The sequence below is a fragment of the Microbacterium sp. zg-B96 genome (assembly GCF_030246865.1).
In the GTDB taxonomy this organism is placed as follows: domain Bacteria; phylum Actinomycetota; class Actinomycetes; order Actinomycetales; family Microbacteriaceae; genus Microbacterium.
The window spans coordinates 1,295,583-1,319,443 of record NZ_CP126738.1; the positions used below are offsets into that span (position 1 = coordinate 1,295,583).

Annotated in this window: 27 protein-coding genes; 15 read left to right on the top strand and 12 right to left on the bottom strand. The window is 68.4% G+C overall.

Going from position 1 to position 23,861, the window contains the following annotated elements:
- Positions 1-2 precede the first annotated feature (2 nt).
- From ctaD to QNO11_RS05900, 3 genes are read left to right on the top strand one after another with little or no spacing between them, the layout of a single operon-like run.
- Positions 3-1,760, top strand: a complete 1,758-nt coding sequence (ctaD, locus tag QNO11_RS05890) for an aa3-type cytochrome oxidase subunit I (protein ID WP_257510012.1) — start codon at positions 3-5, stop codon at positions 1,758-1,760.
- Entirely contained in the window at positions 1,761-2,195 is a 435-nt protein-coding gene (locus tag QNO11_RS05895) for a cytochrome c oxidase subunit 4 (RefSeq protein WP_257510011.1), read from the top strand.
- A 7-nt stretch (positions 2,196-2,202) separates the two neighbouring features.
- Positions 2,203-2,994: a PP2C family protein-serine/threonine phosphatase gene (locus QNO11_RS05900; RefSeq protein WP_257510010.1), complete on the top strand. Its 792-nt coding sequence runs from the start codon at positions 2,203-2,205 to the stop codon at positions 2,992-2,994.
- A 12-nt stretch (positions 2,995-3,006) separates the two neighbouring features.
- Here QNO11_RS05900 and QNO11_RS05905 read toward each other — a convergent pair whose 3' ends face one another.
- A complete protein-coding gene (locus QNO11_RS05905; RefSeq protein WP_257510009.1) occupies positions 3,007-3,411 on the bottom strand; it encodes a rhodanese-like domain-containing protein in 405 nt (134 codons plus the stop codon).
- 132 nt (positions 3,412-3,543) lie between these two features.
- On the opposite strand from QNO11_RS05905, the gene QNO11_RS05910 reads away from it, so the two are divergent.
- Together QNO11_RS05910 and QNO11_RS05915 are read left to right on the top strand one after the other, a co-directional pair.
- A complete protein-coding gene (locus QNO11_RS05910) occupies positions 3,544-4,218 on the top strand; it encodes a HEAT repeat domain-containing protein (RefSeq protein WP_257510008.1) in 675 nt (224 codons plus the stop codon).
- A gap of 2 nt (positions 4,219-4,220) precedes the next feature.
- A complete protein-coding gene (locus QNO11_RS05915; protein WP_257510007.1) occupies positions 4,221-4,637 on the top strand; it encodes a MerR family DNA-binding transcriptional regulator in 417 nt (138 codons plus the stop codon).
- Positions 4,638-4,713: 76 nt separating this feature from the next.
- Here the strand turns inward: QNO11_RS05915 and qcrB are convergent, their stop codons facing one another.
- From qcrB to ctaE, 4 genes are read right to left on the bottom strand one after another with little or no spacing between them, the layout of a single operon-like run.
- Entirely contained in the window at positions 4,714-6,537 is a 1,824-nt protein-coding gene (gene qcrB / locus QNO11_RS05920) for a cytochrome bc1 complex cytochrome b subunit (protein ID WP_257510006.1), read from the bottom strand.
- Positions 6,534-7,613, bottom strand: coding sequence for a cytochrome bc1 complex Rieske iron-sulfur subunit (qcrA, locus tag QNO11_RS05925; protein WP_257510005.1), 1,080 nt, complete (start codon positions 7,611-7,613; stop codon positions 6,534-6,536). Before qcrA ends, qcrB begins: the two co-directional genes overlap by 4 nt.
- Before the next feature lie 41 nt (positions 7,614-7,654).
- On the bottom strand, positions 7,655-8,455 hold the full coding sequence (gene qcrC, locus QNO11_RS05930) for a cytochrome bc1 complex diheme cytochrome c subunit (protein ID WP_257510004.1): 801 nt from the start codon (positions 8,453-8,455) through the stop codon (positions 7,655-7,657).
- Between the two features lie 19 nt (positions 8,456-8,474).
- On the bottom strand, positions 8,475-9,086 hold the full coding sequence (gene ctaE, locus QNO11_RS05935; RefSeq protein ID WP_257510120.1) for an aa3-type cytochrome oxidase subunit III: 612 nt from the start codon (positions 9,084-9,086) through the stop codon (positions 8,475-8,477).
- A 162-nt stretch (positions 9,087-9,248) separates the two neighbouring features.
- Here ctaE and trpD point away from each other — a divergent pair, with 162 nt between their 5' ends.
- The 3 genes from trpD (at position 9,249) to QNO11_RS05950 (ending at position 11,979) form a co-directional block, all read left to right on the top strand.
- The gene (gene trpD / locus QNO11_RS05940; RefSeq protein WP_257510003.1) at positions 9,249-10,322 is read left to right on the top strand and encodes an anthranilate phosphoribosyltransferase; all 1,074 of its coding nucleotides are present in this window, start codon (positions 9,249-9,251) and stop codon (positions 10,320-10,322) included.
- A 114-nt stretch (positions 10,323-10,436) separates the two neighbouring features.
- Positions 10,437-10,931: an aromatic ring-opening dioxygenase LigA gene (locus QNO11_RS05945; RefSeq protein ID WP_257510002.1), complete on the top strand. Its 495-nt coding sequence runs from the start codon at positions 10,437-10,439 to the stop codon at positions 10,929-10,931.
- A 49-nt stretch (positions 10,932-10,980) separates the two neighbouring features.
- Entirely contained in the window at positions 10,981-11,979 is a 999-nt protein-coding gene (locus tag QNO11_RS05950; RefSeq protein ID WP_257510001.1) for a PHP domain-containing protein, read from the top strand.
- A gap of 21 nt (positions 11,980-12,000) precedes the next feature.
- Here the strand turns inward: QNO11_RS05950 and QNO11_RS05955 are convergent, their stop codons facing one another.
- The gene (locus QNO11_RS05955; RefSeq protein WP_257510000.1) at positions 12,001-12,693 is read right to left on the bottom strand and encodes an SGNH/GDSL hydrolase family protein; all 693 of its coding nucleotides are present in this window, start codon (positions 12,691-12,693) and stop codon (positions 12,001-12,003) included.
- 62 nt (positions 12,694-12,755) lie between these two features.
- Positions 12,756-13,667: a 5'-3' exonuclease gene (locus tag QNO11_RS05960; protein ID WP_257510119.1), complete on the bottom strand. Its 912-nt coding sequence runs from the start codon at positions 13,665-13,667 to the stop codon at positions 12,756-12,758.
- 70 nt (positions 13,668-13,737) lie between these two features.
- Between QNO11_RS05960 and QNO11_RS05965 the strand changes: the two genes are divergently transcribed.
- A complete protein-coding gene (locus QNO11_RS05965; protein WP_257509999.1) occupies positions 13,738-13,974 on the top strand; it encodes a hypothetical protein in 237 nt (78 codons plus the stop codon).
- Positions 13,975-13,997: 23 nt separating this feature from the next.
- On the opposite strand, the gene QNO11_RS05970 is transcribed toward QNO11_RS05965, so the two are convergent.
- The 3 genes from QNO11_RS05970 to QNO11_RS05980 form a co-directional block, all read right to left on the bottom strand.
- Positions 13,998-14,771 carry a hypothetical protein gene (locus QNO11_RS05970; protein ID WP_285169823.1) on the bottom strand — a complete coding sequence of 258 codons (774 nt, stop codon included), beginning with the start codon at positions 14,769-14,771 and terminating at the stop codon, positions 13,998-14,000.
- Positions 14,768-15,310, bottom strand: a complete 543-nt coding sequence (locus QNO11_RS05975) for a hypothetical protein (protein ID WP_257509997.1) — start codon at positions 15,308-15,310, stop codon at positions 14,768-14,770. The genes QNO11_RS05970 and QNO11_RS05975 overlap by 4 nt, the downstream gene beginning before the upstream one ends.
- Before the next feature lie 130 nt (positions 15,311-15,440).
- Positions 15,441-16,124: a Pr6Pr family membrane protein gene (locus QNO11_RS05980; RefSeq protein ID WP_257509996.1), complete on the bottom strand. Its 684-nt coding sequence runs from the start codon at positions 16,122-16,124 to the stop codon at positions 15,441-15,443.
- Between the two features lie 320 nt (positions 16,125-16,444).
- Between QNO11_RS05980 and QNO11_RS05985 the strand changes: the two genes are divergently transcribed.
- The gene (locus tag QNO11_RS05985) at positions 16,445-16,819 is read left to right on the top strand and encodes a YchJ family protein (protein WP_257509995.1); all 375 of its coding nucleotides are present in this window, start codon (positions 16,445-16,447) and stop codon (positions 16,817-16,819) included.
- A gap of 1 nt (position 16,820) precedes the next feature.
- Here the strand turns inward: QNO11_RS05985 and QNO11_RS05990 are convergent, their stop codons facing one another.
- Complete coding sequence (locus tag QNO11_RS05990) at positions 16,821-17,846, bottom strand: FUSC family protein (RefSeq protein WP_257509994.1); 1,026 nt, start codon at positions 17,844-17,846, stop codon at positions 16,821-16,823.
- Positions 17,847-17,911: 65 nt separating this feature from the next.
- Complete coding sequence (locus tag QNO11_RS05995; RefSeq protein ID WP_257509993.1) at positions 17,912-18,826, bottom strand: VOC family protein; 915 nt, start codon at positions 18,824-18,826, stop codon at positions 17,912-17,914.
- Positions 18,827-18,973: 147 nt separating this feature from the next.
- On the opposite strand from QNO11_RS05995, the gene QNO11_RS06000 reads away from it, so the two are divergent.
- The 5 genes from QNO11_RS06000 (at position 18,974) to coaE (ending at position 23,852) form a co-directional block, all read left to right on the top strand.
- On the top strand, positions 18,974-20,398 hold the full coding sequence (locus QNO11_RS06000; RefSeq protein WP_257509992.1) for an amino acid permease: 1,425 nt from the start codon (positions 18,974-18,976) through the stop codon (positions 20,396-20,398).
- Positions 20,399-20,452: 54 nt separating this feature from the next.
- Entirely contained in the window at positions 20,453-21,100 is a 648-nt protein-coding gene (locus QNO11_RS06005) for an SDR family oxidoreductase (RefSeq protein WP_257509991.1), read from the top strand.
- Positions 21,097-21,465: a TraR/DksA family transcriptional regulator gene (locus tag QNO11_RS06010; protein WP_257509990.1), complete on the top strand. Its 369-nt coding sequence runs from the start codon at positions 21,097-21,099 to the stop codon at positions 21,463-21,465. Before QNO11_RS06005 ends, QNO11_RS06010 begins: the two co-directional genes overlap by 4 nt.
- 202 nt (positions 21,466-21,667) lie before the next feature.
- On the top strand, positions 21,668-23,116 hold the full coding sequence (gene rpsA / locus QNO11_RS06015; protein ID WP_257509989.1) for a 30S ribosomal protein S1: 1,449 nt from the start codon (positions 21,668-21,670) through the stop codon (positions 23,114-23,116).
- Between the two features lie 91 nt (positions 23,117-23,207).
- Positions 23,208-23,852, top strand: a complete 645-nt coding sequence (coaE, locus tag QNO11_RS06020; RefSeq protein ID WP_257509988.1) for a dephospho-CoA kinase — start codon at positions 23,208-23,210, stop codon at positions 23,850-23,852.
- Positions 23,853-23,861: the final 9 nt, after the last annotated feature.

Below are 23,861 nucleotides of genomic sequence, written 5' to 3' on the forward strand. Positions count from 1 at the left end.
ATATGGCGACGCTACTGGAGGGCACCGAACACGCCCGCCCCACCACCCTTCCGCCGCGACAGGCCGCGCTCCTGAGCTCGTCCCGCGTCGAGCAGAAGGGCAACCTGATCGTCAAGTGGATCACCTCCACTGACCACAAGACGATCGGGTACATGTACCTGATCTCCTCGGTGCTGTTCTTCCTGCTCGGTGGCGTCATGGCGCTGATCATCCGCGCCGAGCTGTTCCAGCCCGGCATGCAGGTCGTGCCGACCATGGAGCAGTACAACCAGCTGTTCACGATGCACGGCACGATCATGCTGCTGATGTTCGCGACGCCGCTGTTCGCCGGGTTCGCCAACGCGATCCTGCCGCTGCAGATCGGTGCGCCCGACGTCGCGTTCCCGCGTCTGAACGCCTTCGCCTTCTGGCTGTTCCTGTTCGGGTCGCTGATCGCGATCTCCGGCTTCCTCACCCCGCAGGGCGCTGCCGCCTTCGGCTGGTTCGCCTATCAGCCGTTGGCCAATGCCACGTTCTCGCCCGGTGCGGGCGGAAACCTGTGGATGCTCGGCCTCGGCATGAGCGGCTTCGGGACGATCCTCGGCGCCGTGAACTTCATCACCACGATCATCACGATGCGTGCCCCCGGAATGACGATGTGGCGCATGCCGATCTTCACCTGGAACACGCTCATCACGAGCATCCTGATCCTGATGGCCTTCCCGGTGCTGGCCGCGGCGATCCTCTCGGCCGCGTCCGACCGCGTGCTGGGCTCGCACATCTTCGATCCGCAGAACGGCGGTGTGCTGCTGTGGCAGCACCTGTTCTGGTTCTTCGGTCACCCCGAGGTCTACATCATCGCGCTGCCGTTCTTCGGCATCGTCTCGGAGATCTTCCCGGTGTTCAGCCGCAAGCCGATCTTCGGGTACAAGACCCTCGTGTACGCCACGATCGCGATCGCCGCACTCTCGGTGGCCGTGTGGGCGCACCACATGTACGTCACGGGAGCCGTGCTCCTGCCGTTCTTCGCATTGATGACGATGCTCATCGCGGTGCCCACCGGGGTGAAGATCTTCAACTGGATCGGCACCATGTGGCGCGGGTCGATCACGTTCGAAACCCCCATGGTCTTCGCGCTGGGCTTCCTGGTGTCGTTCGTCTTCGGTGGCCTGACCGGTGTCATCCTCGCCTCGCCGCCGCTGGACTTCCACCTGTCCGACTCGTACTTCGTGGTCGCGCACTTCCACTACGTGGTGTTCGGCACGGTCGTGTTCGCGATGTTCGCCGGGTTCTACTTCTGGTGGCCGAAGTGGACGGGTCGGATGCTCAACGAGCGTCTCGGCTACGTGCACTTCTGGATGCTGTTCATCGGCTTCCACATGACCTTCCTCGTCCAGCACTGGCTCGGTGTCGACGGCATGGTGCGCCGCTACGCCAACTACTCCGAGGCGGACGGATGGACCTGGGGCAACCAGCTCTCCACCGTGGGCGCGATCATCCTGGGCGCATCGATGCTGCCGTTCTTCCTGAACGTGTGGATCACCTCGCGCAAGGCCAAGACGGTCACCGTGAACGACCCGTGGGGCTATGGCGGTTCGCTCGAGTGGGCCACCAGCTGCCCGCCGCCGCGCCACAACTTCACGTCGATCCCGCGTATCCGCAGTGAGCGCCCGGCGTTCGACCTGAATCACCCCGAAGCCGCCGTCCCGGTGGGCGTGGGTCCTGCAAAGGACGCCCCAGACGCCCCCGTTGTCGACGTCGCCGAAGGAGAGGTGAAGTAAGTGAAGACCAACGTCAACCTGTGGTGGATCCTCGGCGTCTTCTTCCTGATCGTCGGCATCGTCTACACGTGGTGGAACATCATCGCGTACCCCGAGCTGGCCTGGTACCAGGCCATCGAATGGGTCGGCTCGGTCGCGCTGTTCTTCACCGTCTTCATGTCCGGTCTCATCGGCTTCTACGTGGACCGTGTGCACCGGGCGCAGGGCGGCGAGTTGCCCGAGGACATCCTCACGGCGGACATCGATGACGGTGACCCCGAGATGGGGGAGTTCAGCCCGTGGTCCTGGTGGCCCCTGGTGCTCGCGTTCTCGGCTGCACTGGCGATGATCGGCTTCGCGGTCGGTGCGTTCATGATCCCGATCGGAATCGGTGTGTTCGTCATCGCTCTGGTCGGGTGGGTGTTCGAGTACTACCGCGGGTACTTCGCGCGCTGATCCTGCCATGACGGCTCGACTGAGAGCCGCCGCCGTTTCCCACGTCGGCGAGTTCCGCACCATCAATCAGGATGCCGCGTTCGCCGCGCCCTGGGCAGCCGCCGTCGCCGACGGCGTCGGAGGCGGCCCGGCCGGCGACCTGGCGTCGTCCGCGCTCCTGCACCGGCTCGTGTCCGGCCGCCCGGTGATGCGCGACGCGGAGCAGTTGGCCGCCCGCATCCGCTGGGCCAATTGGGACATCGGCGCACACGCCCGCCGCGACCCCACCCTGGCGGGCATGGCGACGACTTTCACCGGTCTGTGGTTCGGGCACGACGGGGCGCTGCTGCTGGCACACACCGGCGATTCGCGCGCGTACCTGCTGCGTGACGGGGCGCTGAGCCTGCAGACCCGCGACGACTCGTTGGTGCAGGCGCTCGTTGACCAGGGGTTGCTGAGCCCCGAGGAGGCCGCAGTCCACCCCCGTCGCAACATCATCACCGCGTCGCTGAGTGGCGATGAGGAGGATGTCGTCTCCGTCGCCGAGCTGCAGCCGATGCCGGGGGACCGGTGGCTGCTGTGCAGCGATGGCGTGAGCGACTACGTCCCGCGCGACGAGCTCGAGCGTCTGCTCGCCCTCGCCCCGTCGCCCGAGCGCGCGGCGGACTGGGTGGTGCGCGTGGCGCTTGACGCCGGCACCCGGGACAACGCTACGGCGGTCGTGTGCGATGTCGTAGCAGGGCCCGCGCAGTTCGACGAGGCTCCGGTGTTCGCCGGCGCCGCGGCGCAGCGCTTCTTCGAGGGCCTCGACACCGCCTGAACCCGCGCCGGCTCAGTGCACGCGCATCACCAGCGGGTCGAAGGTGCGGGGGAGCGGTCCATACTCGTTCTCGATCGGCTGGCCCTCCCGCGCCCAGTACTCGTAACCGCCGATCATCTCCCGCACCTCGTACCCGGCGGCGGCGAACGCCAGCGCGCCCTTGGCGCCGGCGTTGCATCCGGGACTCCAGCAGTAGACCACGACCGGCACCGCCGGATCCAGCTCCTGGCGAGCGCGCCGGGCGATCTGTCGGTGCGGCAGGTGCACGGCACCGGGAATGCGGCCCTGCTCCCACGCCTCGGCACTACGCACGTCGACGAGGACGAACGCGTCGCCTGCCTGCTGGGCTGCGTACACGTCGGACGGATCGGTCTCGTGACGCAGTTTTGCGGCGAAGAAGGTCTGGGCGTCAGTCATATCCTCACGCTAGGGACGGATGCCGCAGCCGCACGAGCCGGCGGCGGACAAGCGCCGTCGTAATCCTGCCGAAGCGTTCCGCTTGACCTTGACACTGTGACAGGGTGTCGAATGGCTGCGGAGGTGGTCGTCATGACTGGACAGCACGCGACGTCGGCGGTGGCGCAGTTGCATGCTGCGCTGACAGCGGCGGATGCATCCGCTCGGCTGCAAGCCGCACTGACGGCGGGCACGCATCCCCACAGCCAGTACGTTGACGTGCTCGTGCAGCGGTGCGCGCTCGAACCCGACTTCTCTGTGCGCGACATGCTCACCTGGGCCCTCACGCGCCATGAGCGCACGGTCGCCCTCGACCGGCTCCTGCCCGAGCTGGCGTCGGCGATCCCGCAGGCGAGGAGCCAGGCGTTGCACACGCTGTCGAAGATCGGGGACCCGGGCGCGTGGCCCGCCATCACGGCGGCGCTGTTGCGCGACGACGACGACGATGTCGCGCGGGCGGCGTGGCGCACGGCTGCCGGCCTGGCGCCGGAGGCGGCGCGGCCGGCACTCGCGCGCGAGCTTGCGTCGCAGCTCGGGCGCGGCGGTCGCGACCTGCAGCGCAGCCTGAGCCGTGCGCTGGCTGCACTGGGGGCCGCGGCGGACGAAGTCGTCGGCGAGGCATCCGTTGCTGCAGATTCTGCGGTGCGGGCCCATGGGCTGGCGACGGCGCACCTGAGGGACCATCCCGACGACGGCTTCGACGCGGCGGTCGCACACGCGCAGCGGGTGGTCGCAGTCCGGTCCGCACCGAAAGGGCAGGAGGGATAGCCGTGCTCATCGGCGAGGTCTCGGAGCGCTCCGGTGTCAGCGCTCGCATGCTGCGACACTACGACCGGCTGGGCGTACGGTCACGTGCTCAGTTCGCGCGAGCTCGCGGTGGGGACACCGGTGCGATCGACGCTCTCGTGGCCCACGTCGTCGTGGGTGAGCACGACATCGAGGCCGGCGACCTGCTCGCGATGCTCGCGGGCGAGGAGAGCACTGCGCGCACGATCGCGGGCGTGTTGCGCGATGCTGCCACGACGGCCACGGCGCCCGGTCGACGACGCATCGCCGCGACGCTCGCGCCCCTCCCAGGGTCGGAGGCGGCAGGGATCCTGTCGACGCTGGCGGCGGATCCCGACCGCGGCGTGGCGCTCACGGCCGCTGCGGTGCTCACCGCGCGAGACAGCCCCACGCGGCGGTAGCCCCCGCGGGAACCCCCGCCGCGCAACGAGGAACGGCCCCGGCGATGATCGCCGGGGCCGTTCCTCGTTGCCGGACTCAGGAGTCCGTGGAGTTCTTCTTCTCGTCGCCCTCGTCGGGGATGATCACGTTCGAGGGGCGGTTGGCCGTCTCACTGTTGTGACCGTCGTCGATCGGGTGCAGGGGAGCGTTGGGGACACCGGCGCGCTCGTGGGCGCCCTGGATCTCTGCGGCCTCTTCCTGCGCCATCTCGTCCAGCGAGTGGTGCTGGTGCGCCACGGCCGCGTCGAGCTCGCTCTGCGTCAGCGGAGTGAGGCGGTCCTCGAAGAACCAGCGCGACAGGCTCGCGCGCAGGTTCTCGTGCCACGGGATGCGTCCCTTGGCGTTGGGCCGCACGACCAGCGGTGCGTCGGTCTCGGTGCTGACCAGCTTGACGCGCTCGTACTCGTCGACGGGCTGGTGAACCTCGATGTACTCGCCGCCGGGCAGGCGCACGATGCGACCTGACTCGTAGCCGTGCAGCACGATCTCGCGATCCTTCTTCTGCAGCGCGAGACAGATGCGCTTGGTGACGAAGTACGCGATGACCGGGCCGACGATCAGCAGCGCCTGCAGGGCGTGGATGACGCCTTCCATGGTGAGGAAGAAGTGTGTGGCGATGATGTCCGAGGATGCCGCAGCCCACAGCACCGCGTAGAACGTGACGCCGGCCGCGCCGATGGCGGTGCGGGTGGCGGCGTTGCGGGGGCGCTGGGCGATGTGGTGCTCGCGCTTGTCGCCGGTGATCCACGCCTCGATGAAGGGGTAGATCGCGACGAGCACGATGAACAGTCCCAGCACGCCCAGGGGCAGCAGGATGTTCCACGACCAGGTGTGGTTGAGGAAGACCGACTCCAGGTGCGGTGGCACCAGGCGCAGCGCACCATCGGCGAAGCCGATGTACCAGTCAGGCTGCGTACCTGCCGACACCGGCGACGGGTCGTACGGGCCGTAGTTCCAGATCGGGTTGATCGTGAACAGTGCCGCGATGAAGACGATCACGCCGAACGTGATGAAGAAGAACCCGCCCATCTTCGACATGTACACCGGCATCATCGGGTAACCGACGACGTTGCTGTTCGTGCGGCCGGGGCCGGCGAACTGCGTGTGCTTGTTGATGACCATCAGCATGAGGTGCACGACCAGCAACGCCACGAGGATCGCGGGGAGGAGCAGGATGTGCAGTGTGTAGAGCCGTCCCACGATGTCGGTGCCCGGGAACTCGCCGCCGAAGAGGAGGAACGAGATCCAGGTTCCGACCAGCGGGATGCCCTTGACCATGCCGTCGATGATGCGCAGGCCGTTGCCCGAGAGCAGGTCGTCGGGAAGCGAGTACCCGGTGAAGCCCTCGCCCAGCGCCAGGATGAACAGCACGAAGCCGATGACCCAGTTCAGCTCGCGGGGCTTGCGGAACGCGCCGGTGAAGAACACGCGCAGCATGTGCACGCCGATGCCCGCGATGAACACGAGCGCGGCCCAGTGGTGGATCTGGCGCACCAGCAGGCCACCGCGGACGTCGAAGGAGATCCGCAGCGTGGATTCCAGCGCCGCAGACATCTCGATGCCGCGCATCGGGGCGAACGCACCGTAATAGTGCGTCTCGGTCATCGACGCCTGGAAGAAGAAGGTCAGGAACGTGCCGGACAGCAGCACGACGACGAAGCTCCACAGCGCAATCTCACCCAGCATGAACGACCAGTGGTCGGGGAAGATCTTGCGGCCCAGCTCTTTGACGAACCCGGAGAGGCTGGTGCGCTCATCGATGTAGTTCGCGGCGCCGGCGACGAACTTGCCGCCGAGCGGCTTCTCGTTCGACGACTTCGGCTCCTCGGCCGTTGCCTCGGTGACAGTTGCGGTGCTCAATGGCGCTCCCAGAAGCTCGGGCCGACCGGCTCGGTGAAGTCGCTGCGGGCGACGAGGTAACCCTCGTCGTCGACGGTGATGGGCAGCTGAGGCAGCGGGCGGGCTGCCGGACCGAAGATGACCGCCGCGCCGTCCGACACGTCGAACTGCGACTGGTGGCAGGGGCACAGCAGGTGGTGGGTCTGCTGCTCGTACAGGGCGACGGGGCAGCCGACGTGCGTGCAGACCTTGGAGTAGGCCACGATGCCGTCGTATGACCAGTCGGCCCGATCGGCCGATTCCTTGAGCTGCTCGGGGAGCAGCCGCACGGCCAGCACGATGGCCTTGGCCTTCTCTTCGAGGTAACCGTCGTGGTGGCTGAGCTCGGCAAGCGACGCGGGGATGACGTGCACAGCGGAGCCGAGGGTCATGTCGGCGGCACGGAGCGGCAGACCGCTGGGGTCGTGCGCGAGACGCTCGCCTTCCTTCCACATGGTGTGGCTGAGCAGGTACACCGGATCGCCGGCGTGCGGGTGCTCGGGAGTGTTCTCCGGGGCCAGACCGCGGAACAGCGTGATGCCGGGGATCACCGACGCCGCGAGAGCGGCGAAGAGCGAGTTGCGGATCATGGTGCGACGGCCGAACCCGGACTCCTCGTTGGCTTCGCGGAAGCCCTGCACCGCGGCTGCACGGGTGGCATCGCGGCCACGGGTGGCGTGACGAGGCTCGGTGAACTCCTTGTCGGACATGATCGCCTTGGACCAGTGGATCGCACCCAGTCCGATCGCCAGCAGTGCCAGCCCGATGCCGAGACCGATGAAGAGGTTGTTGTGGCGGATGTCGATAATCCGACCGCTCTCGATCGGGAAGATCATGTAGGCGGCGACCGCCCAGATGCTACCCGCGAGGGAGAGGTAGAACAGCGTGTAGACCGTACGCTCGGCGCGCTTCATCGCCGCCGGATCCTTGTCCGTCATGCGCGCGCGATGCGGGGGCAGACCCGGGTTGTGCACGGGGTCGGATACCGCGACTGCGAGCCCCGGGGAAGGCTTCCAAGAAGCCCTCTCGTGCTCGAGCGCGTCGTCCTCGTGTGTCATGGTGCTCCTCGTACGTTCCGTAATGCTGTGTCAGTGATCGATCAGTTCGACTTCGCCGTGATCCACACGGTGAGGGCGATGAGACTGCCGATACCGAAGATCCAGATGAAGAGGCCCTCGGAGACAGGGCCGAGCGAACCGAGCGAGAATCCGCCGGCCGACTCGTTCTCCTGCATGTAGATGAGCGCAGAGATGATGTCGCGCTTCTCTTCGGTGGTGAGGGTCAAGTCGTTGAAGACGGGCATGTTCTGCGGGCCGGTGACCATGGCGGCGTACATGTGCAGAGCGCTGGTGCCGGTCAGCGCGGGCGCGTACTTGCCCTCGGTGAGGGCACCGCCGGCGGCTGCCACGTTGTGGCACATCGCGCAGTTGATGCGGAACAGCTCGGCGCCGTTGGACACGTCGCCTTCGCCGTCGAGGACGTGCGCGTCCGGGTAGGTGGGACCGGGGGAGACCGACTGCGTGTAGGCGGCGATCGCGTCGATCTGCTCCTGGGTGAACTGCACCGGCTTCTGCGGAGCCTGCGGCCCCTGCATCTGCAGCGGCATGCGGCCGGTGGCCACCTGGAACTCGACCGAGAGTTCGCCGACGCCGTACAGCGACGGCCCGTTGTCGGTGCCCTGCAGGTCCAGGCCGTGGCAGGTGGCGCAGTTGGCCTGGAACAGCTTCTTGCCGTCTTCGACGGTGAGGGCGGAGGCGACGGTCTGCGGCTCGGAAGCGGCGACGGCCGCGGACGCGCCGGCGTAGACGCCGCCGGTGACCAGCAGGCCGATGCCGATGAGGGCCGCCGCAGCCCAGGGGCTGCGGCGTCCGTTCGAGCGGCGAGGAGTGTGTCGTGCCATGTCGGGTTTCAGCTCGCTCTCAGCTCACGAAGGGCAGCAGGTAGATGACGGCGAACAGCACGATCCAGACCACGTCGACGAAGTGCCAGTAGTAGGACACGACGATCGCGGTGGTCATTTCCTTGCGTCCGAAGTTCTTGACGGCGTACGCACGCCCGATGACCATCAGGAAGGCGATGAGCCCGCCGGTCACGTGCAGGGCGTGGAAGCCGGTGGTGATGTAGAAGGCCGAGGCGTAGGAATCCTCGCTGATCGGCAGCCCCTCGGCGACGAGCGTTGCGTACTCCCAGACCTGCCCGGAGACGAACACGGCGCCCATGACGAAGGTGAGGAAGAGCCACTCGACCATGCCCCACTGGCGGAAGTTCCAGATGCTGCCGGTGCGGTACGGGCGGAATTTCTCCGCCGCGAAGACACCCGCCTGGCACGTGACGGATGACAGGATCAGGATCAGGGTGTTGATCGCCGCGAACGGGACGTTCAGGACCTCGGACCGCTCGGCGAACAACTCGGGCGAGGTGCTGCGGAGGGTGAAGAAGATCGCGAAGAGGCCGGCGAAGAACATGACCTCGCTGCCGAGCCAGACGATGGTGCCGACAGCGACCGGGTCGGGTCGCTTGACCGACCGCATGGCCTGGGGATAGGTCGTTGGAGTGCTCGTCACACATTCATTATGGCTGAAAGTGGGCTGTGATTTTCGCATCAGGCGGCCGGTGATCACTGGCATCCGACTTAGGGGACCCTAACAATCTGGTGGGAATCTGCTGATCGGCCCGGGATAGGATCGACGCTCATGGCGGAGCTCTACTCATGGCCCGAAATCCTCACCACTCTCCTGGATGCGCGTGATCTCAGCGTGTCGGAGTCGACGTGGGCGATGCGGCAGGTGATGACCGGTGCGGCGACCCCGTCGCAGCTGGCCGGATTCCTCGTGGCGCTGCGCGCCAAGGGCGAGACGATCGATGAGATCGTCGGGTTCCGCGATGCGATCCTGGAAGCAGCGGTGCCGTTGCCGGTTCCCGCCCACGTGCTCGACATCGTGGGCACCGGGGGTGACCGGTTCGGCACCGTCAACGTGTCGACGATGTCGGCCATCGTCGCCGCGGCATCCGGGGTGCCGGTGGTCAAACACGGCAATAAAGCAGCCAGCTCCAAGTCGGGATCATCCGACGTGCTCAAGGCACTCGGCGTGGACCTCGCGCTGTCACCGCAGGCCGTGGCCGAGACGCTCGCGCGCACCGGCATCACGTTCGCGTTCGCGTCGGCGTTCCACCCCGGGTTCCGTCACGCCGGGGCGACGCGCGCCGAATTGGGCGTGCCGACGGTGTTCAACTTCCTGGGACCGCTGTGCAATCCGGCTCGCGCCGAGGCCAACGCCGTCGGCGTCGCGCACCTGGATCGCGTGCCACTGATCACCGGCGTGTTCCGCACCCGCGGCGCGACCGCACTGGTGTTCCGCGGTGACGACGGGCTGGACGAATTGACCACCACGGGGCACAGCCGGTTGTGGGAGATCAGCCTCGGCGATGTGCACGAACACGACCTGGATCCGCGTGACCTCGGCATTGCGCTGGCCGATATCGACGATCTGCTCGGCGGTGAACCCGCTCACAACGCCGCTGTCGTGCGGCGCGTCCTCGACGGTGAAGCCGGTGCGGTGCGCGACATCGTGCTGCTGAACACGGCCGCCGGCATCGTGGCGTACCGGTTGTCGCAGGATCCCGGTCAGGCGCAGCGGCCGATCCTGGAGCGACTTGCCGAAGCGAAGGATGCCGCGGCGGTGGCGATCGACACCGGAGCGGCTGCGGCGACGCTGACCGCATGGGTGACGACCACCCAGCAACTCGGCGGCGAAACAGTCATCTGACTTATTCACGTAGGCGAATTTTCACATTATTGATTATTCACGGCGGGCGCCATGGCCGGCGGGCAAGCGCCCCGCTAGCTTTAAACCAAAGTCCAACCCAAGGAGCGACGCCACATGTCGGAAGCACCGGCCAACACGGCCGACACCATTGAATCCCCCTCACGCAAGGTGGGCCTCATCAAGGCCGCCGGCATCATCGGCATCCTGGGCGGTGTAGTCCTGATCATCGTCGGCATCGTCGTGTGGATCATGGTGTCCTCCCAGCTTCGCGCCGAGAACATCACGGTCCCCGATGACGCCATGGCGTTCCAGGGCCAGACCGTTTCCGGTCCGTTCACGGCCTTCGTCCAGGCCGACATCATCCAGCAGCACGCGTTGCACTCCTCGGAGGGCAAGACCTACGCCGAGCTGGAGCAGGACGACCCGGTGCGCGCCACGATGATGAACGCGTCGTTCCTTCGGGCCTCGCTGTTCACCTCGGTCGTGTCCTTCGGCGTCGCGGTCTTCGCGATGGGCGTCGGAGTCCTTTCGATCGTCTTCGGCTGGGCGATTCATCGCCTCGCCTCTATCCCGGTCGTCGTGAAGCGGTCCACCGTCACCACCTCCTGATCAAACGGGCCCGCACCCTTCCGGTGCGGGCCCGTTTTTTCTTCATGCCATGAATCCCTTCGACGCCCTCAGCGAGATAGCGACTCTGCTGGAGCGCGAGCGCGCCTCGCGCTACCGCTCCAAGGCTTTCCGCGCCGCGGCCACGGCCATCGAAGGACTCAGCGAGACGCAGCTGCGGGACACCGCGGCGCTACGCCGTCGCAAGGGGATCGGCGACTCCACGTTCGCCGTGATCCAAGAGGCCCTCGCCGGTGAGGTGCCCGCCTACCTCGCCCAGTTGCGCGAAAGCGCCGGGGTCGCCCCGGTCGGATCCTCACTGCGAGCGCAGTTGCGCGGTGATCTGCATAGCCACTCGGACTGGTCCGACGGTTACACCCCGATTGAGCTCATGGTCGATGCGGCGCGGGCGCTCGGCCACGAATACCTCGCCCTCACGGACCACTCCCCGCGGCTGCGCGTTGCTCGCGGACTGTCGCCGGAACGGCTGCGCGAACAGCTCACGCTGGTCCCGGGCTTCACCGGAGACGGCTTCACCCTCCTCAGCGGCATCGAAGTTGACATCCTCGACGACGGTGGACTGGACCAGCAGGAGGATCTCCTGGCGGAACTCGACATCGTCGTGGCATCCGTCCACTCCAAACTCCGTATGGAGCCCCGGCCGATGACGCGGCGGCTGGTCACCGCGGTCTCGAACCGGCACGTGGATGTGCTCGGCCACGTGACCGGCCGGCTCGTGGAGGGCTCCCGCGGCACGCGTCCGCCGTCGCAGTTCGACCCCGCCGCCGTGTTCGCGGCCTGCGCCGCACACGGTGTCGCGGTGGAGATCAACTCCCGGCCGGAACGGCAGGATCCGCCCGATGAGCTCATCGCGATCGCGCTGGACGCCGGATGCCTGTTCGCGATCGACTCCGACGCGCATGCGCCGGGGCAGCTGTCACTGCTGGACCACGGCGCTGCCCGTGCCGAGCGGGCCGGCGTGCCTGCCGAGCGGATCGTGACGACCTGGCCGCTGGAGCAGCTGCGGGAGTGGACCGCGCGCCGCGCGTGAGCGTCCCGGTGGCATCCGTCCCTACTGCGCCGCTGCGTCGATCGCTGCGATCAGGCGTGCGGCGTACTCCGCGTGTCCCGCATTGCTGGGGTGATCGGTGTCGGGGTCGATGAAGGTCTGCACGTTGTCGGCGCCCACCCACTCGCCCTGCATCGGGGAGATGTAGAACGCGCCGGCGGTGCGGGCGACCTCGGCGAGGTGCTGGTCGATCGTGGACAGTGACTGTGCGGCGGGGAGGGCTGCCGTAGCGGGACCGACCATGAGGATGGGGACGCCGGGGTAGCGGTGTTCGATCGCGGCGATCGTGGCGCCGGCGTTGTCCTGGAGGTTCATCCAGCCAGCGAGCTTGTCGTTCACGCCGCCCTGCACGATCACCAGTGCCGGGGGGTGAGGTGGGAGGTCGTCGACCCGCTCGATATAGGGCTCGCCCGCCTTGAGCACGGCGTCGTACCCGGTGCCCGGCTGCGCGTTGAGCGTGGTGTCCCAGCCGTAGTGGGCGTCGACGAGGTCGACCCATCCGGCACCCGGGTCGGCGCTGACGCCCGCGGCCCAGGAGTCGCCGATGATGTAGACCGGCTCGGACGGTGCGGGCACCGGCAGTCCCGCGCTGGGTGTCGGCGAGGGCATGGGGGCGGCAGAGGACGGCGAGGAGCAGCCGGTCGCCGTGACGGCGAGAAGGATCCCCAGCGCAACCGCGGCGAGGCTGCGAATCACCGAACAAGCCTACGTGGCCGGTGGCTCGGAGCCGGCTGGGTGGATGCCGCGGCGCTGCCCGGTCAGGCGCGCGCAGCGAGGGCGTCGACCGCCCGCGCCATGGAGGTGCCAAGCCCCCAGCGTTCGGCGAATTCCGCGGCGGCGGTGCGTTCGTCGTCGTTCAGTGCGCGCAGGCGCGAGGTCGGCGGGTCGATGTCGAGGTCGGTGACCACCGCCACCACGGTCGGTGCCACGGCGAGGTAATCGCTGGCCGCGAGGATCTTGGCGCGCGCGGAGGCGGAGATCCCGTCACCGGATTCGGCGGCGGCCAGGATGCCGGCGAGGTCGCCGTGGGCGGCGAGGAGCGTGGCTGCGGTCTTCTCGCCGATGCCCGCGACGCCAGGCAGGCCGTCGGAGGCATCGCCGCGCATCGTGGCGAAGTCGGCGTACTGCGAGGGAAGCACGCCGTACTTCTTGACGACGGTCGCTTCGGTGACGACGTCGAGGTTGCTCATGCCGCGTGCGGTGTAGATCACGCGCACGTCGCGCGCGTCATCCACGAGTTGGAACAGGTCGCGGTCTCCGGTGACGATGTCCACCGGCATCCGTGCTTGGGTCGCCAGCGTGCCGATGACGTCGTCCGCCTCGTGATCGGCGCGCCCGACGATCGTGAGGTCGAGCAGGCCGAGCGCTTCGCGGATGATCGGGATCTGAGCCTCGAGCGGGTCGGGCACGACCTCGACGTCCGAGCCGCCTGGCACGACCTCGGCGACGCGGTGCGTCTTGTAGGTGGGGATGAGGTCGACCCGCCACTGCGGCCGCCAGTCGTCGTCCCAGCAGGCCACCAGGTCGGTCGGCTCGTACGTCGTGACGAGCTTGGCGATCATGTCCAGCAGCCCGCGCACGGCGTTGACCGGAGCGCCGTCGGGGGAGCGCACCGTATCGGGGACGCCGTAGAAGGCGCGGAAGTACAGGGACGCGGTGTCGAGGAGCATGAGGCGGTCTGGACGTGAGGACACCTCGACAGGGTACTGTCCGCCCCATCGGTGCCGATACAGTGACGGAATGTTCGAGATGACGACCACCAGCTTCCGGGTCGCGCTCGGCACGACGATCGTCTTCGTGCTGGCCGCAGCCTCCGGTGCAACGATCCTGGTCACTCACGTCGTCAAGGGGGACAGCGGCTTCGGGATCCTCACGGGGGCAGCGACCCTCCTCGCCTTCGGAGTCCTCGCGGTCAGGTCATGGCGGAACGCGCTGCGGCTGCGGCGCGAAGGGCTGAGCCAGGGCGCGCAGGGCTGAAGCTGCCGGTTCCTGCTCCGCCGTCAGCAGCCCGGGCCGGTCGGATCCTCCAGGCACGTGCGGTCGACCAGTGCCGTGTGCACCTCGACTACCCGCATGCCGTAGCCCTCGGTGGTCGCCTCCACGAAGCCGGGCACGTCGCGCCGCGCTCCGGTGTCGAACTCGACCCAGGCGGAGTAGCGCACCGTCACCGAGGCGCGGTAGGTGCCGCGGGCCGCGTATGCGTGGCTCGTAGGCGTGGCCGTGAACTGCGCCTGACCGAGCGACGGCCAGGATGCGCCGCCGGTGGGTGACGTGCGGCTGCTGCCGTCGCCGTAGCGGAAGACGTAAGAGGCCGGGGTGAAGTGCACCACGACGGCGTAACCGAACAGTTCGCCCGCGATGTGCTGCTCAGTGGCTGCGGCGACGAAGTTCGCCGGCATCCCGACCACTGCCACACCGTCCGGCTCGCCCGTGAACGAGGGACGGGCGGGCGTGAACGACGCGATGTCGGCCAGCGTGACCTCGGGGATGGTCCAGACCCGGTAGTTGCCGCGGCATCCGACGACCGGGTTGCACTGCTCGTCCGGCGCCGGGCCTGCGTCGGACTGCGGTTCACGGTCGGAGCCGCGGTCGTTTCCGCCGCCACCGCCGTTGTTTCCGCCCGGTGCCGTGTAGTCCGCGCCGATCTCGACGGAAGAACCGGTGTTTTCGACCGTGCAGTGCGTCCAGGCTGACTGCGCACCGCAGTCAGTGGTCGTGCCCGGCACCGCGAGGAAAGGGAACAGTAGGACAAGGATCAGAGTGACCGCGTTCACCCAGCGCATAGTTCGCTCTCAATCGCTCCGCTCTTGGCGATCTGGAGTCGAGTCGGGGTCTCCGCTTGAACGAATGTGACCTCGATCGGTTGGCGATCCAGCCGATCCTCGGATACCACTGAGGCGCCGTCACGGTCGACCACCGTGACATTGCTCACATCCAGGCACAGCTGGGCGGTCGTTACGGAGGGTTCGGGGTCGTGGATGAGAGGAACGAAGGTGTCAAATGCGGTGGCACCTGCGACCGTCCAACCGTCTGCATGCATCTGAGAGAACGATTCGCGGGCAGCCGCGTTTGCATCATCCGCTGTCCATGCGTAGACAGCCTCGAACGTCTCTGGGTTGCTGAGATCAACACCGTTTACGGCGTCGACGTAGGCGCGATACGTCTCCTCGGCGGCGGCGAATGCCTCTTCCTCGGTCGCGAACCCCGCGGGAGTGGGGCTCGGCTCCGGCTCGGGCACGCAACCGGTGGTGCTGACAGCGAGCAGGAGCAGAAGGGCCGCAGTGACGGCCCCGACCGCTCGCCGTGACATCATGCGCACACGCTACCGCTCGGTCCTCGCGCGGCATCCGGTTATCCACAACCGCACGCGGCCCGGCGCACCATTCAGGAAGAACACCGCCGGCACGGGCTTGGACCCGGGCAAACAGGCCGTTCTTGCTGAGTTACGCGCCCGGTGCGGTCCGCGCCCGACGCCGCCGGTCGCTCAGCGCCGCGACGGCGCGGTCGAGTCCGATGACGATCGCGCCCACGACGGCGATGACCGCGACGACCTGCAGCAGGCCGAGCAGGGCGCCGCCGATGCCGAGATAGTCGATGTTGAGGAAGGGATACGGGAACCGGTCGGCGATGGTGGGGAACGCGATGGCACGAGCCAGCGTGATGACGCCGTACAGGAACGGGTACAGCAGCCACACCAGGCCGTCGCGCCAGCGCACCGCGCGCCGCGGGCCGAACGCCAGCCAATCAACGAGCACCATCCCGGGCACGACGTAATGCAGGATGAACAGCGACCGGTTGGCCAGCGCCTCGGCGGGATCGGTGACGAAGAGGCCGGGAAGCGGGCTCGCGCCGTAGTTGAGCAGTACGTGCGAGACCAGTGCGGTGGTCAGGATCCACGCGGTCGTCGCGCCGCGCAGTCGCGGGGCGGGGGCGTCGGTCGTGCCCCGGCGGAGCATCCAGTACAGCGCTCCGGCGAAGTACGCGAAGACGATCACGTTGCTCTGCGTGGTGAAGAAGACCAAGCGGTGGTTGCCGCTGGACAGCCCCAGCAGGCACACCACGATGATCGCGACGCGCCACCAGAACTGGGGCGTGCCGGCGACGCGGGCACCAGGCGCTGCGGTCATCAGGGCTCCTCTCGCGCGGCCCCTGAACGCTAGATCGGCAATCGGGCAGTGTCAAAGCCACGTCCGGGTCGAAGGCCGCGCTGCCCGCCGCGCGCCCGGCATCCGTCGCCCGTGCTGCGGGGATCTGCCGGAATGCGGATCGGATGCCGGTACGGCACCGCATTCGGGCAGATCTCCTCGTTCCGGCAACGCGGTGCACAGCCTGGCGAAGAATGAATACTCGCTCGGGAGCGCGAATACTCACTCGAGACCGCGAATACTCACTCGGCACCGCGAATACTCACTCGCGGGCGAACGCGGGGTGCGAGACTGGCGGAACCATGCCCGACGACGCCTGCCCCTGCGGATTGCCCGCCGCGCTCGCCGACTGCTGCGGTCGCTACCTCGCCGGCGACCCCGCTCCCACCGCCGAGGCGCTCATGCGCTCGCGGTACACCGCGTTCGCGACCGGCGACGCGCGGTATCTCGAGCAGACGTGGCACCCGGGCACCCGTCCCGAGCACCTCGACCTCGACCCGGGAATGCGCTGGCAGGGCCTGGAGATCGTCGCCGCCGACGAAGGCGACAAGCGCGCGTACGTCGAGTTCCGCGCCCGCTTCGCCGAGGGGAGCACGCGCGGCGTGCTGCACGAGCGCAGTCGCTTCGTGCGGCAGAGCGGGCGGTGGTGGTACCTCGACGGTGTGATCGACCCGTGAGTCAGAGCGGCTCGGTGATGCCTTCGTGCACGCGTCGCAGGTCGACGAGGATCGAGCCGATCAGCACCCAGTTCAGCGACGACGGCGAATGGATCTCCAGCGGGCGGGTCAGCGCGGGCTCTTCGTCGGCCGCGACCTCGCCGTCGCCAGCGCTCGTGAGCAGCCGCAGGTCGTGGGCGGCCCGCCGCAGCTGCTCGGCGATCGCGGGAGCCGACGGCTCATCGACGAGCTCGTCCGTCCGGTAGTCGCGCACCGCCCGGGTCATTCCGATCACCTGGGTGACGATTCCGTCGAACCGCTCGAGCAGCCGCTCCAGCTCATCGATCTGCGGCCGGAACTTCGGCGCGCGCGGGTTCAGCTCGAGCGAGTCGGTGGAAGCGGCAAGGGCGGATGCCGCGGCGTCGCGCATCGGGCGCAGCAGGCGTGCGGTGAGCAGCAGTTCCTCCAGCTCTCCGGCGGTGCGGTGCTCCACGAACGCACCGGCGAGCCGGTCGAGGGTGGCGGCGGTCTCCCGCCCCAGCGCGTCGACCCGCTCCCGCGCCGGAGCGACGTGCACCGGCGGGGCCAGCAGCACGCTGACGGCCAGTCCCAGCGCCGCTCCGATGATCGTCTCGATGATGCGGGCGCCGGCGTATCCGGGGGTGCTGACGCCGAGGGCGAGTACCAGCAGGGCACTGATGACGACCTGGTTGCTCACGCCGGTGGTCATGCGCAGGGCCCACGCGACCACCAGCGACACGACGATCGCGGTCAGCACCACCCACGTCGCCGCGCCGAACAGCAATCCCAGCGCCGACGCGATCGCGACACCGGCGATGACGCCGACGCTGCGCTCGATCGCCTTCAGCACCGATTGGTTCAGGCTCGGCTGCACGACCAGCAGCGCCGCGATGGCGGCGAACACCGGCGGCGGCCCCGGCAGCAGCCACCCGGCGACGAGCCAGGCGAGCATCGTGGCCAGCGCCGACTTCGCGACCTGCAGCAGGGGCAGGCGGCGGTCGGCGCGGACGGCGGCGGTGAGGGCCATATGTTCCACGCTACGGCGCAGGACGCGGCAGCGTCAGCGGGTCGGCCGGGGAAACACGCGGCCGGTCAGCGGGACAGCAACTCGTCGGGGGAGAGGTCCGGCAGTGCGACGGTCACCTGCGTGCCCCAGGGATCGGTGAGGCGTACCGACCGCCCGTCGCTGTCGTAACTGAGGCCGCGCTCGCGCAGCCGTGCGATGAGCGCGTCGAGATCCTCGCGATCGGGCACGGTGATAGACACGTCGCCGAGTCCGAGCGCGGCGGCGCGGGGCCCGGCACCCCGGCTGTTCCACGTGTTCATCGCGACGTGGTGGTGGTAGCCGCCGGCCGAGGCGAAGATCGCGCCGGGGTAACCGGTCAGGGTCGCTTCGAACCCGAGCGCATCGACGTAGAACGCCTGCGCGGTGGCGACGTCGCCGACCTGCAGGTGGACGTGCCCGACTGTGCCGGCGCGGGCAGGCGCCGTGTCGAGGGCATCCTGAGTGAGGTGGCGGCGCAGGTACTCGTTGGGGTCGAGCGCGAGCGAGTCCATCTGCACCTGGCCGCCGACATGCCGCCACAGGTCACGGTCGCGGTCGGTGTACAGCTCGACGCCGTTGCCCTCGGGGTCGGTGAAGTAGAACGCCTCGCTCACGAGGTGGTCCGCGGAGCCGGTGAAGCGGCTGCGCGGGTCCTGCGCCGCGCGGAAGACCGTCGCCGCCAGGCTCTCGGCATCGTCGGAGAGGAATGCGGTGTGGAACAGTCCCGCCTGACGCGGATCGGCGGCGGGAAGACCCGGGGTGTGCACGAGCCGGACGAGCGGGGTCTCGCCACGGCCGAGCACCCGGTGCACCTCGCGCCCACGGGCGCGCTCCTGAATCGGCGCCATCGCGAACGCGTTCGCGTAGTAGCCGCTCATTGACTCGAGGTCGGCCACGCGCAGCGTCACCGCGCCCATCGAGGTGGCGGCGTTGAGGTGGCGTTCCTCGGTGTGCGTGGTCATCAAAGCTCCTGCGGTCGACGCGATCCTCAGGTACAACGCCGGATCGCGCGGTCTATTCCTGTGAATGCATCGCATCGGTCGTCGCAGTCACGCGGCTTAGAATCGATCAGTGCTCTCCCACTCTCAGGACCCTGGATGCCGCCTCGCATGAGCGCGGTCCGCACACTCTTCCGGCGCAAGCCGATCAACGCGCAGACCCCGACTGAGGGCGGTCTGCCGCGGCGCCTGGGCACCTTCCAGCTGGCGATGCTCGGGGTCGGGGCCACCGTCGGCACCGGCGTCTTCTTCGTCATGCACGAGTCGGTCCCCCTTGCCGGCCCGGCGGTGCTGATCTCGTTCCTCATCGCGGCGATCGCCGCGGGGCTCTCGGCGGTCTGCTACGCCGAGATGGCCTCGGCCGTACCGATCTCGGGTTCGACGTACACGTACGCCTACGTGACGCTGGGCGAGATCGTCGCGATGGGCGTCGCCGCGTGCCTTATCCTCGAGTACGGCGTCTCCGCCGCCGCCGTCGCCTCCGGCTGGAGCGGGTACCTCGACCACCTGCTGGGCGCGCTGTTCGGCTTCAACCTGCCGCCCGCGCTGACGGCGGGGCCGATGGAGGGCGGCATCATCAATCTGCCGGCCGTGCTGCTGGTGGCCATGTGCGCCGTGCTGCTGGTGCGCGGCACCCGTGAGTCGGCGGCGGTCAACACCGTCATGGTCGTCATCAAGGTGGCCGTGCTGCTGATGTTCGCGGGGATCGCGATCACGGCGTTCAGCGTCGACCACTTCGCCGAGTTCGCCCCGCACGGTGCGGCAGGGGTGACCGCGGCCGCCGGCACGATCTTCTTCACCTTCATCGGGTTGGATGCCGTCTCGACGGCGGGCGACGAAGTGAAGGACCCGCAGCGCGCGTTGCCGCGTGCGATCCTCATCGCCCTGGCCGTCGTCGTGGCGGTGTACCTGTTCGTCGCCGTCGCCGCCGTCGGCGCGCAGCCGTGGGGCGACTTCTCCGACCCGGCGCAGCAGAGCGCCGGTCTGGCAGTGATCCTCTCCGACGTGCTGGGCGCCTCTTGGCCGGCGACCGTGCTTGCCGCCGGTGCGGTGGTGTCGATCTTCTCGGTCACCCTGGTGATCTTGTTTGGTCAGACCCGCATCCTCTACTCGATCGGCCGCGACGGTCTGATCCCGTCGGCGTTCGCACGCGTCGACCCCCGCACCCAGACGCCGGTGTTCTCCACCGTCGTGGTGTCGGCGGCAGTCGCGCTGCTGGCGGGCCTCGTGCCGCTGACGAGCCTGTGGGACCTCGTCTCGATGGGCACGCTCGTGGCATTCATCGTCGTGTCGGTGGGGGTCGTGGTGCTGCGCCGCTCGCGCCCCGACCTTCCGCGCGCCTTCAAGGTGCCCGGCTACCCGGTCACCCCCGTGCTGTCGATCCTGGCCTGCATCTACCTCATCAGCGGCCTCGGCTGGTCGACTTACGTGTGGTTCGGCGCCTGGATCGCCGTCGTGCTGGCGTTCTACCTGCTGTGGGGCCGGCGGCACAGCGCGCTGGCGAAGACCAATACGAGCGAAAACGCAACCACCTGATCGCCGACGGCGGGGAAAGGTAGCGTGGATGGTTCGTTACGGAAGGAACCACCCATGGCCCGCATCCTGATCATCGGCGGACACGGCAAAGTCGCGCTGCACCTGGAACCCCTCCTCGTCGAGCGGGGTGACACGGTCAGCGCCGTCATCCGCAACGCCGATCACGAGGGCGATGTCGCGGCCACCGGTGCCGCGCCGGTCGTCGCCGACATCGAGACGTTCGACCTCGATCAGCTGACAAACCTCGTCAGCGCCAACGACGCGATCGTGTGGGTGGCGGGTGCCGGGGGTGGCAGCCCTGAGCGCACGTATGCCGTCGACCGCGACGCCGCGATCCGCACGATCGACGCGGCCGTCGCCGCCGGGGTGCGTCGCTTCGTGATGGTGTCGTGGATCGGGTCCCGCGCCGACCACGGCGTCTCGCCCGACAACGGGTTCTTCGCGTATGCCGACGCGAAGTGGGCCGCCGACGAGCACCTGCGCGCGAGTGGACTGGACTGGACGATCGTCGCGCCGGGGGCGCTCACGCTCGACGCGCCCACCGGGCGGATCGAAGTGGACCCCGAGGGAGACGGTGCCGTTGCGCGCGCCGATGTCGCGGCGGTCATCGCGGCATCCCTCACCGACGATGCGACCGTCGGGCGCACCATCCGGTTCGGCGGCGGCGACGTGCCCATCGCCGACGCGCTGCACGCGCGGTGAGCGGGCGCGCCGCGGCGCTGGCCGCATTGGCGGACGAGCTCGCGCGGCGCCGACGCGACATCGACGACCGCATCGATCGCCTCGATCGCGACGACGCGCTGCTGCGTCGCGATCGGGCCGACGGCACGGCGGATGACGAGCACGACCCCGAGGGTTCCACCCTCAGTGGGGAGTGGTTGCAGCTGGATGCGCTGCGCCGGGCCGCACACGGCGAGCGGGCCGAGCTGGACGCGGCCCTGGTGCGCACGGCGGACGGCTCATATGGAGTGTGCGCGTCCTGCGGCGCGGCGATCCCGGTGGAGCGGATGCAGGCGCGGCCCACGGCCGAGCACTGCATCGCCTGCGCGGCGGCAGCGCAGGCCTGAGGGCCCGCCGAGTCACTACGAAACGGCCGGTTCTCTGGTATTCTGAAGTGTCATTCGTGTGGCCGATCTTTCGGCGCCCGCGAGTGGCATCGCACAACAATCCGCTTTCGCCTCGGCTGGAGGTTTCCGTTCGCCTTTGCGCGCACGGGTGCCTGTGACTGTTCGAGGCCCGATACCCACCCCAACAAGGACAACCCACTACATGACTACCGCAACGACCGCCCCGGCCACCAAGCAGGTCGCGATCAACGACATCGGATCTGCCGAAGACTTCCTGGCCGCGGTCGAGAAGACCCTGAAGTTCTTCAACGACGGCGACCTCATCGAAGGCACCGTGGTCAAGATCGACCGTGACGAGGTGCTCCTCGATGTCGGTTACAAGACCGAGGGCGTCATCCCTTCGCGCGAGCTCTCGATCAAGCACGACGTCGACCCCAACGAGGTCGTCAACGTGGGCGACCACGTCGAGGCGCTGGTTCTCCAGAAGGAGGACAAGGAAGGCCGCCTCATCCTGTCCAAGAAGCGCGCGCAGTACGAGCGTGCGTGGGGCGATGTGGAGAAGATCAAGGAAAGCGACGGCGTCGTCACCGGTCAGGTGATCGAGGTCGTCAAGGGCGGCCTGATCGTCGACATCGGGCTGCGCGGCTTCCTGCCGGCATCGCTGATCGAGCTGCGTCGCGTCCGTGATCTGACGCCGTACCTCGGTCAGGAGATCGAGGCCAAGATCCTCGAGCTCGACAAGAACCGCAACAACGTTGTGCTCTCGCGCCGCGCCCTGCTCGAGCAGACGCAGTCCGAGTCGCGCACCACGTTCCTCAACAACCTGCACAAGGGTCAGGTTCGCAAGGGTACGGTCTCGTCGATCGTCAACTTCGGTGCGTTCGTCGACCTGGGCGGCGTGGACGGCCTCGTGCACGTCTCCGAGCTCTCGTGGAAGCACATCGAGCACGCTTCGGAGGTCGTGGAGGTTGGCCAGGAGGTCACCGTCGAGATCCTCGAGGTCGACCTCGACCGCGAGCGCGTCTCGCTGTCGCTGAAGGCGACGCAGGAGGACCCGTGGCAGGTCTTCGCCCGGACCCACGCGATCGGTCAGGTCGCTCCGGGCAAGGTCACCAAGCTGGTTCCGTTCGGTGCGTTCGTTCGCGTCGCAGACGGCATCGAGGGCCTCGTGCACATCTCGGAGCTGTCCGGCAAGCACGTCGAGCTCGCCGAGCAGGTCGTCTCGGTCGGTGAAGAGGTCTTCGTGAAGATCATCGACATCGATCTCGAGCGTCGCCGCATCTCGCTGTCGCTGAAGCAGGCCAACGAGTCGGTCGACCCCAACGGCACCGAGTTCGACCCGGCGCTGTACGGCATGGTCACGGAGTACGACGAGAACGGGGAGTACAAGTACCCCGAGGGCTTCGACGCCGAGACCAACCAGTGGAAGGAAGGCTTCGACGAGCAGCGTCTTGCTTGGGAGGCCGAGTACGCCGCTGCCCAGGGTCGCTGGGAGGCTCACAAGGCCGCCGTGGCGAAGGCTCTCGAGGCAGAAGCCGCTGCCGGTGTCGACTCCGGTGCGGGTACCTACTCGTCCGAGAGTGGCTCCGCAGGCACGCTGGCCGACGACGAGGCACTCGCGGCTCTCCGCGAGAAGCTCTCCGGCCGCTGATCCGCAGCGAAGGGCCGTCACTGTTCGCAGTGGCGGCCCTTCGCCGTACCCGGCGCGCTCGCGGCGACGTCGGATCTGGCATGCTCGAAACATGCCGCTCATCGCACTCACCGGCGGAATCGCGTCGGGCAAGTCGACCATCGCCCACCGTCTCGCCGAGCACGGCGCGACCGTGGTCGATGCGGACCGCATCGTCCGAGAGGTGCAGTCGCCCGGTTCGCCGGTGCTTGCCGACATCGCCGCCGCGTTCGGCGCCGACATGCTCACGCCGGACGGCGCGCTGGACCGCGCCCGGCTGGCATCCGTCGTCTTCGGTGACGACGACGCGATCGCCCGGCTGAACGCGATCGTGCACCCCGCGGTGCGGGCGGAATCGGCCCGTCGTTTCGCCGAGGCGCTGCGAGCCGATCCCGACGCCGTGATCGTCTACGACGTCCCGTTGCTGGTCGAGGCCAGGGTGGACGATCCCTGGGATCTGATCGTCGTCGCACACGCGCCGGCGACGCTGCGCACGCGACGTCTGGTGGAGTTACGCGGGATGACCGAGGCCGACGCGCAGGCGCGAATCGCCTCGCAGGTGCCCGACGAGCGGCGATTGGCGATAGCCGACGTCGTGGTGGACACGTCCGGGACACTCGCATCCACCCTGGCGCAGACCGATGCCCTGTGGGAGACCGTGACCCACCTGCAGGGCGGTGCGGCCAGCCGCAACGGGGCAGGCCCGCAGGAACGATAACGTCGAGAC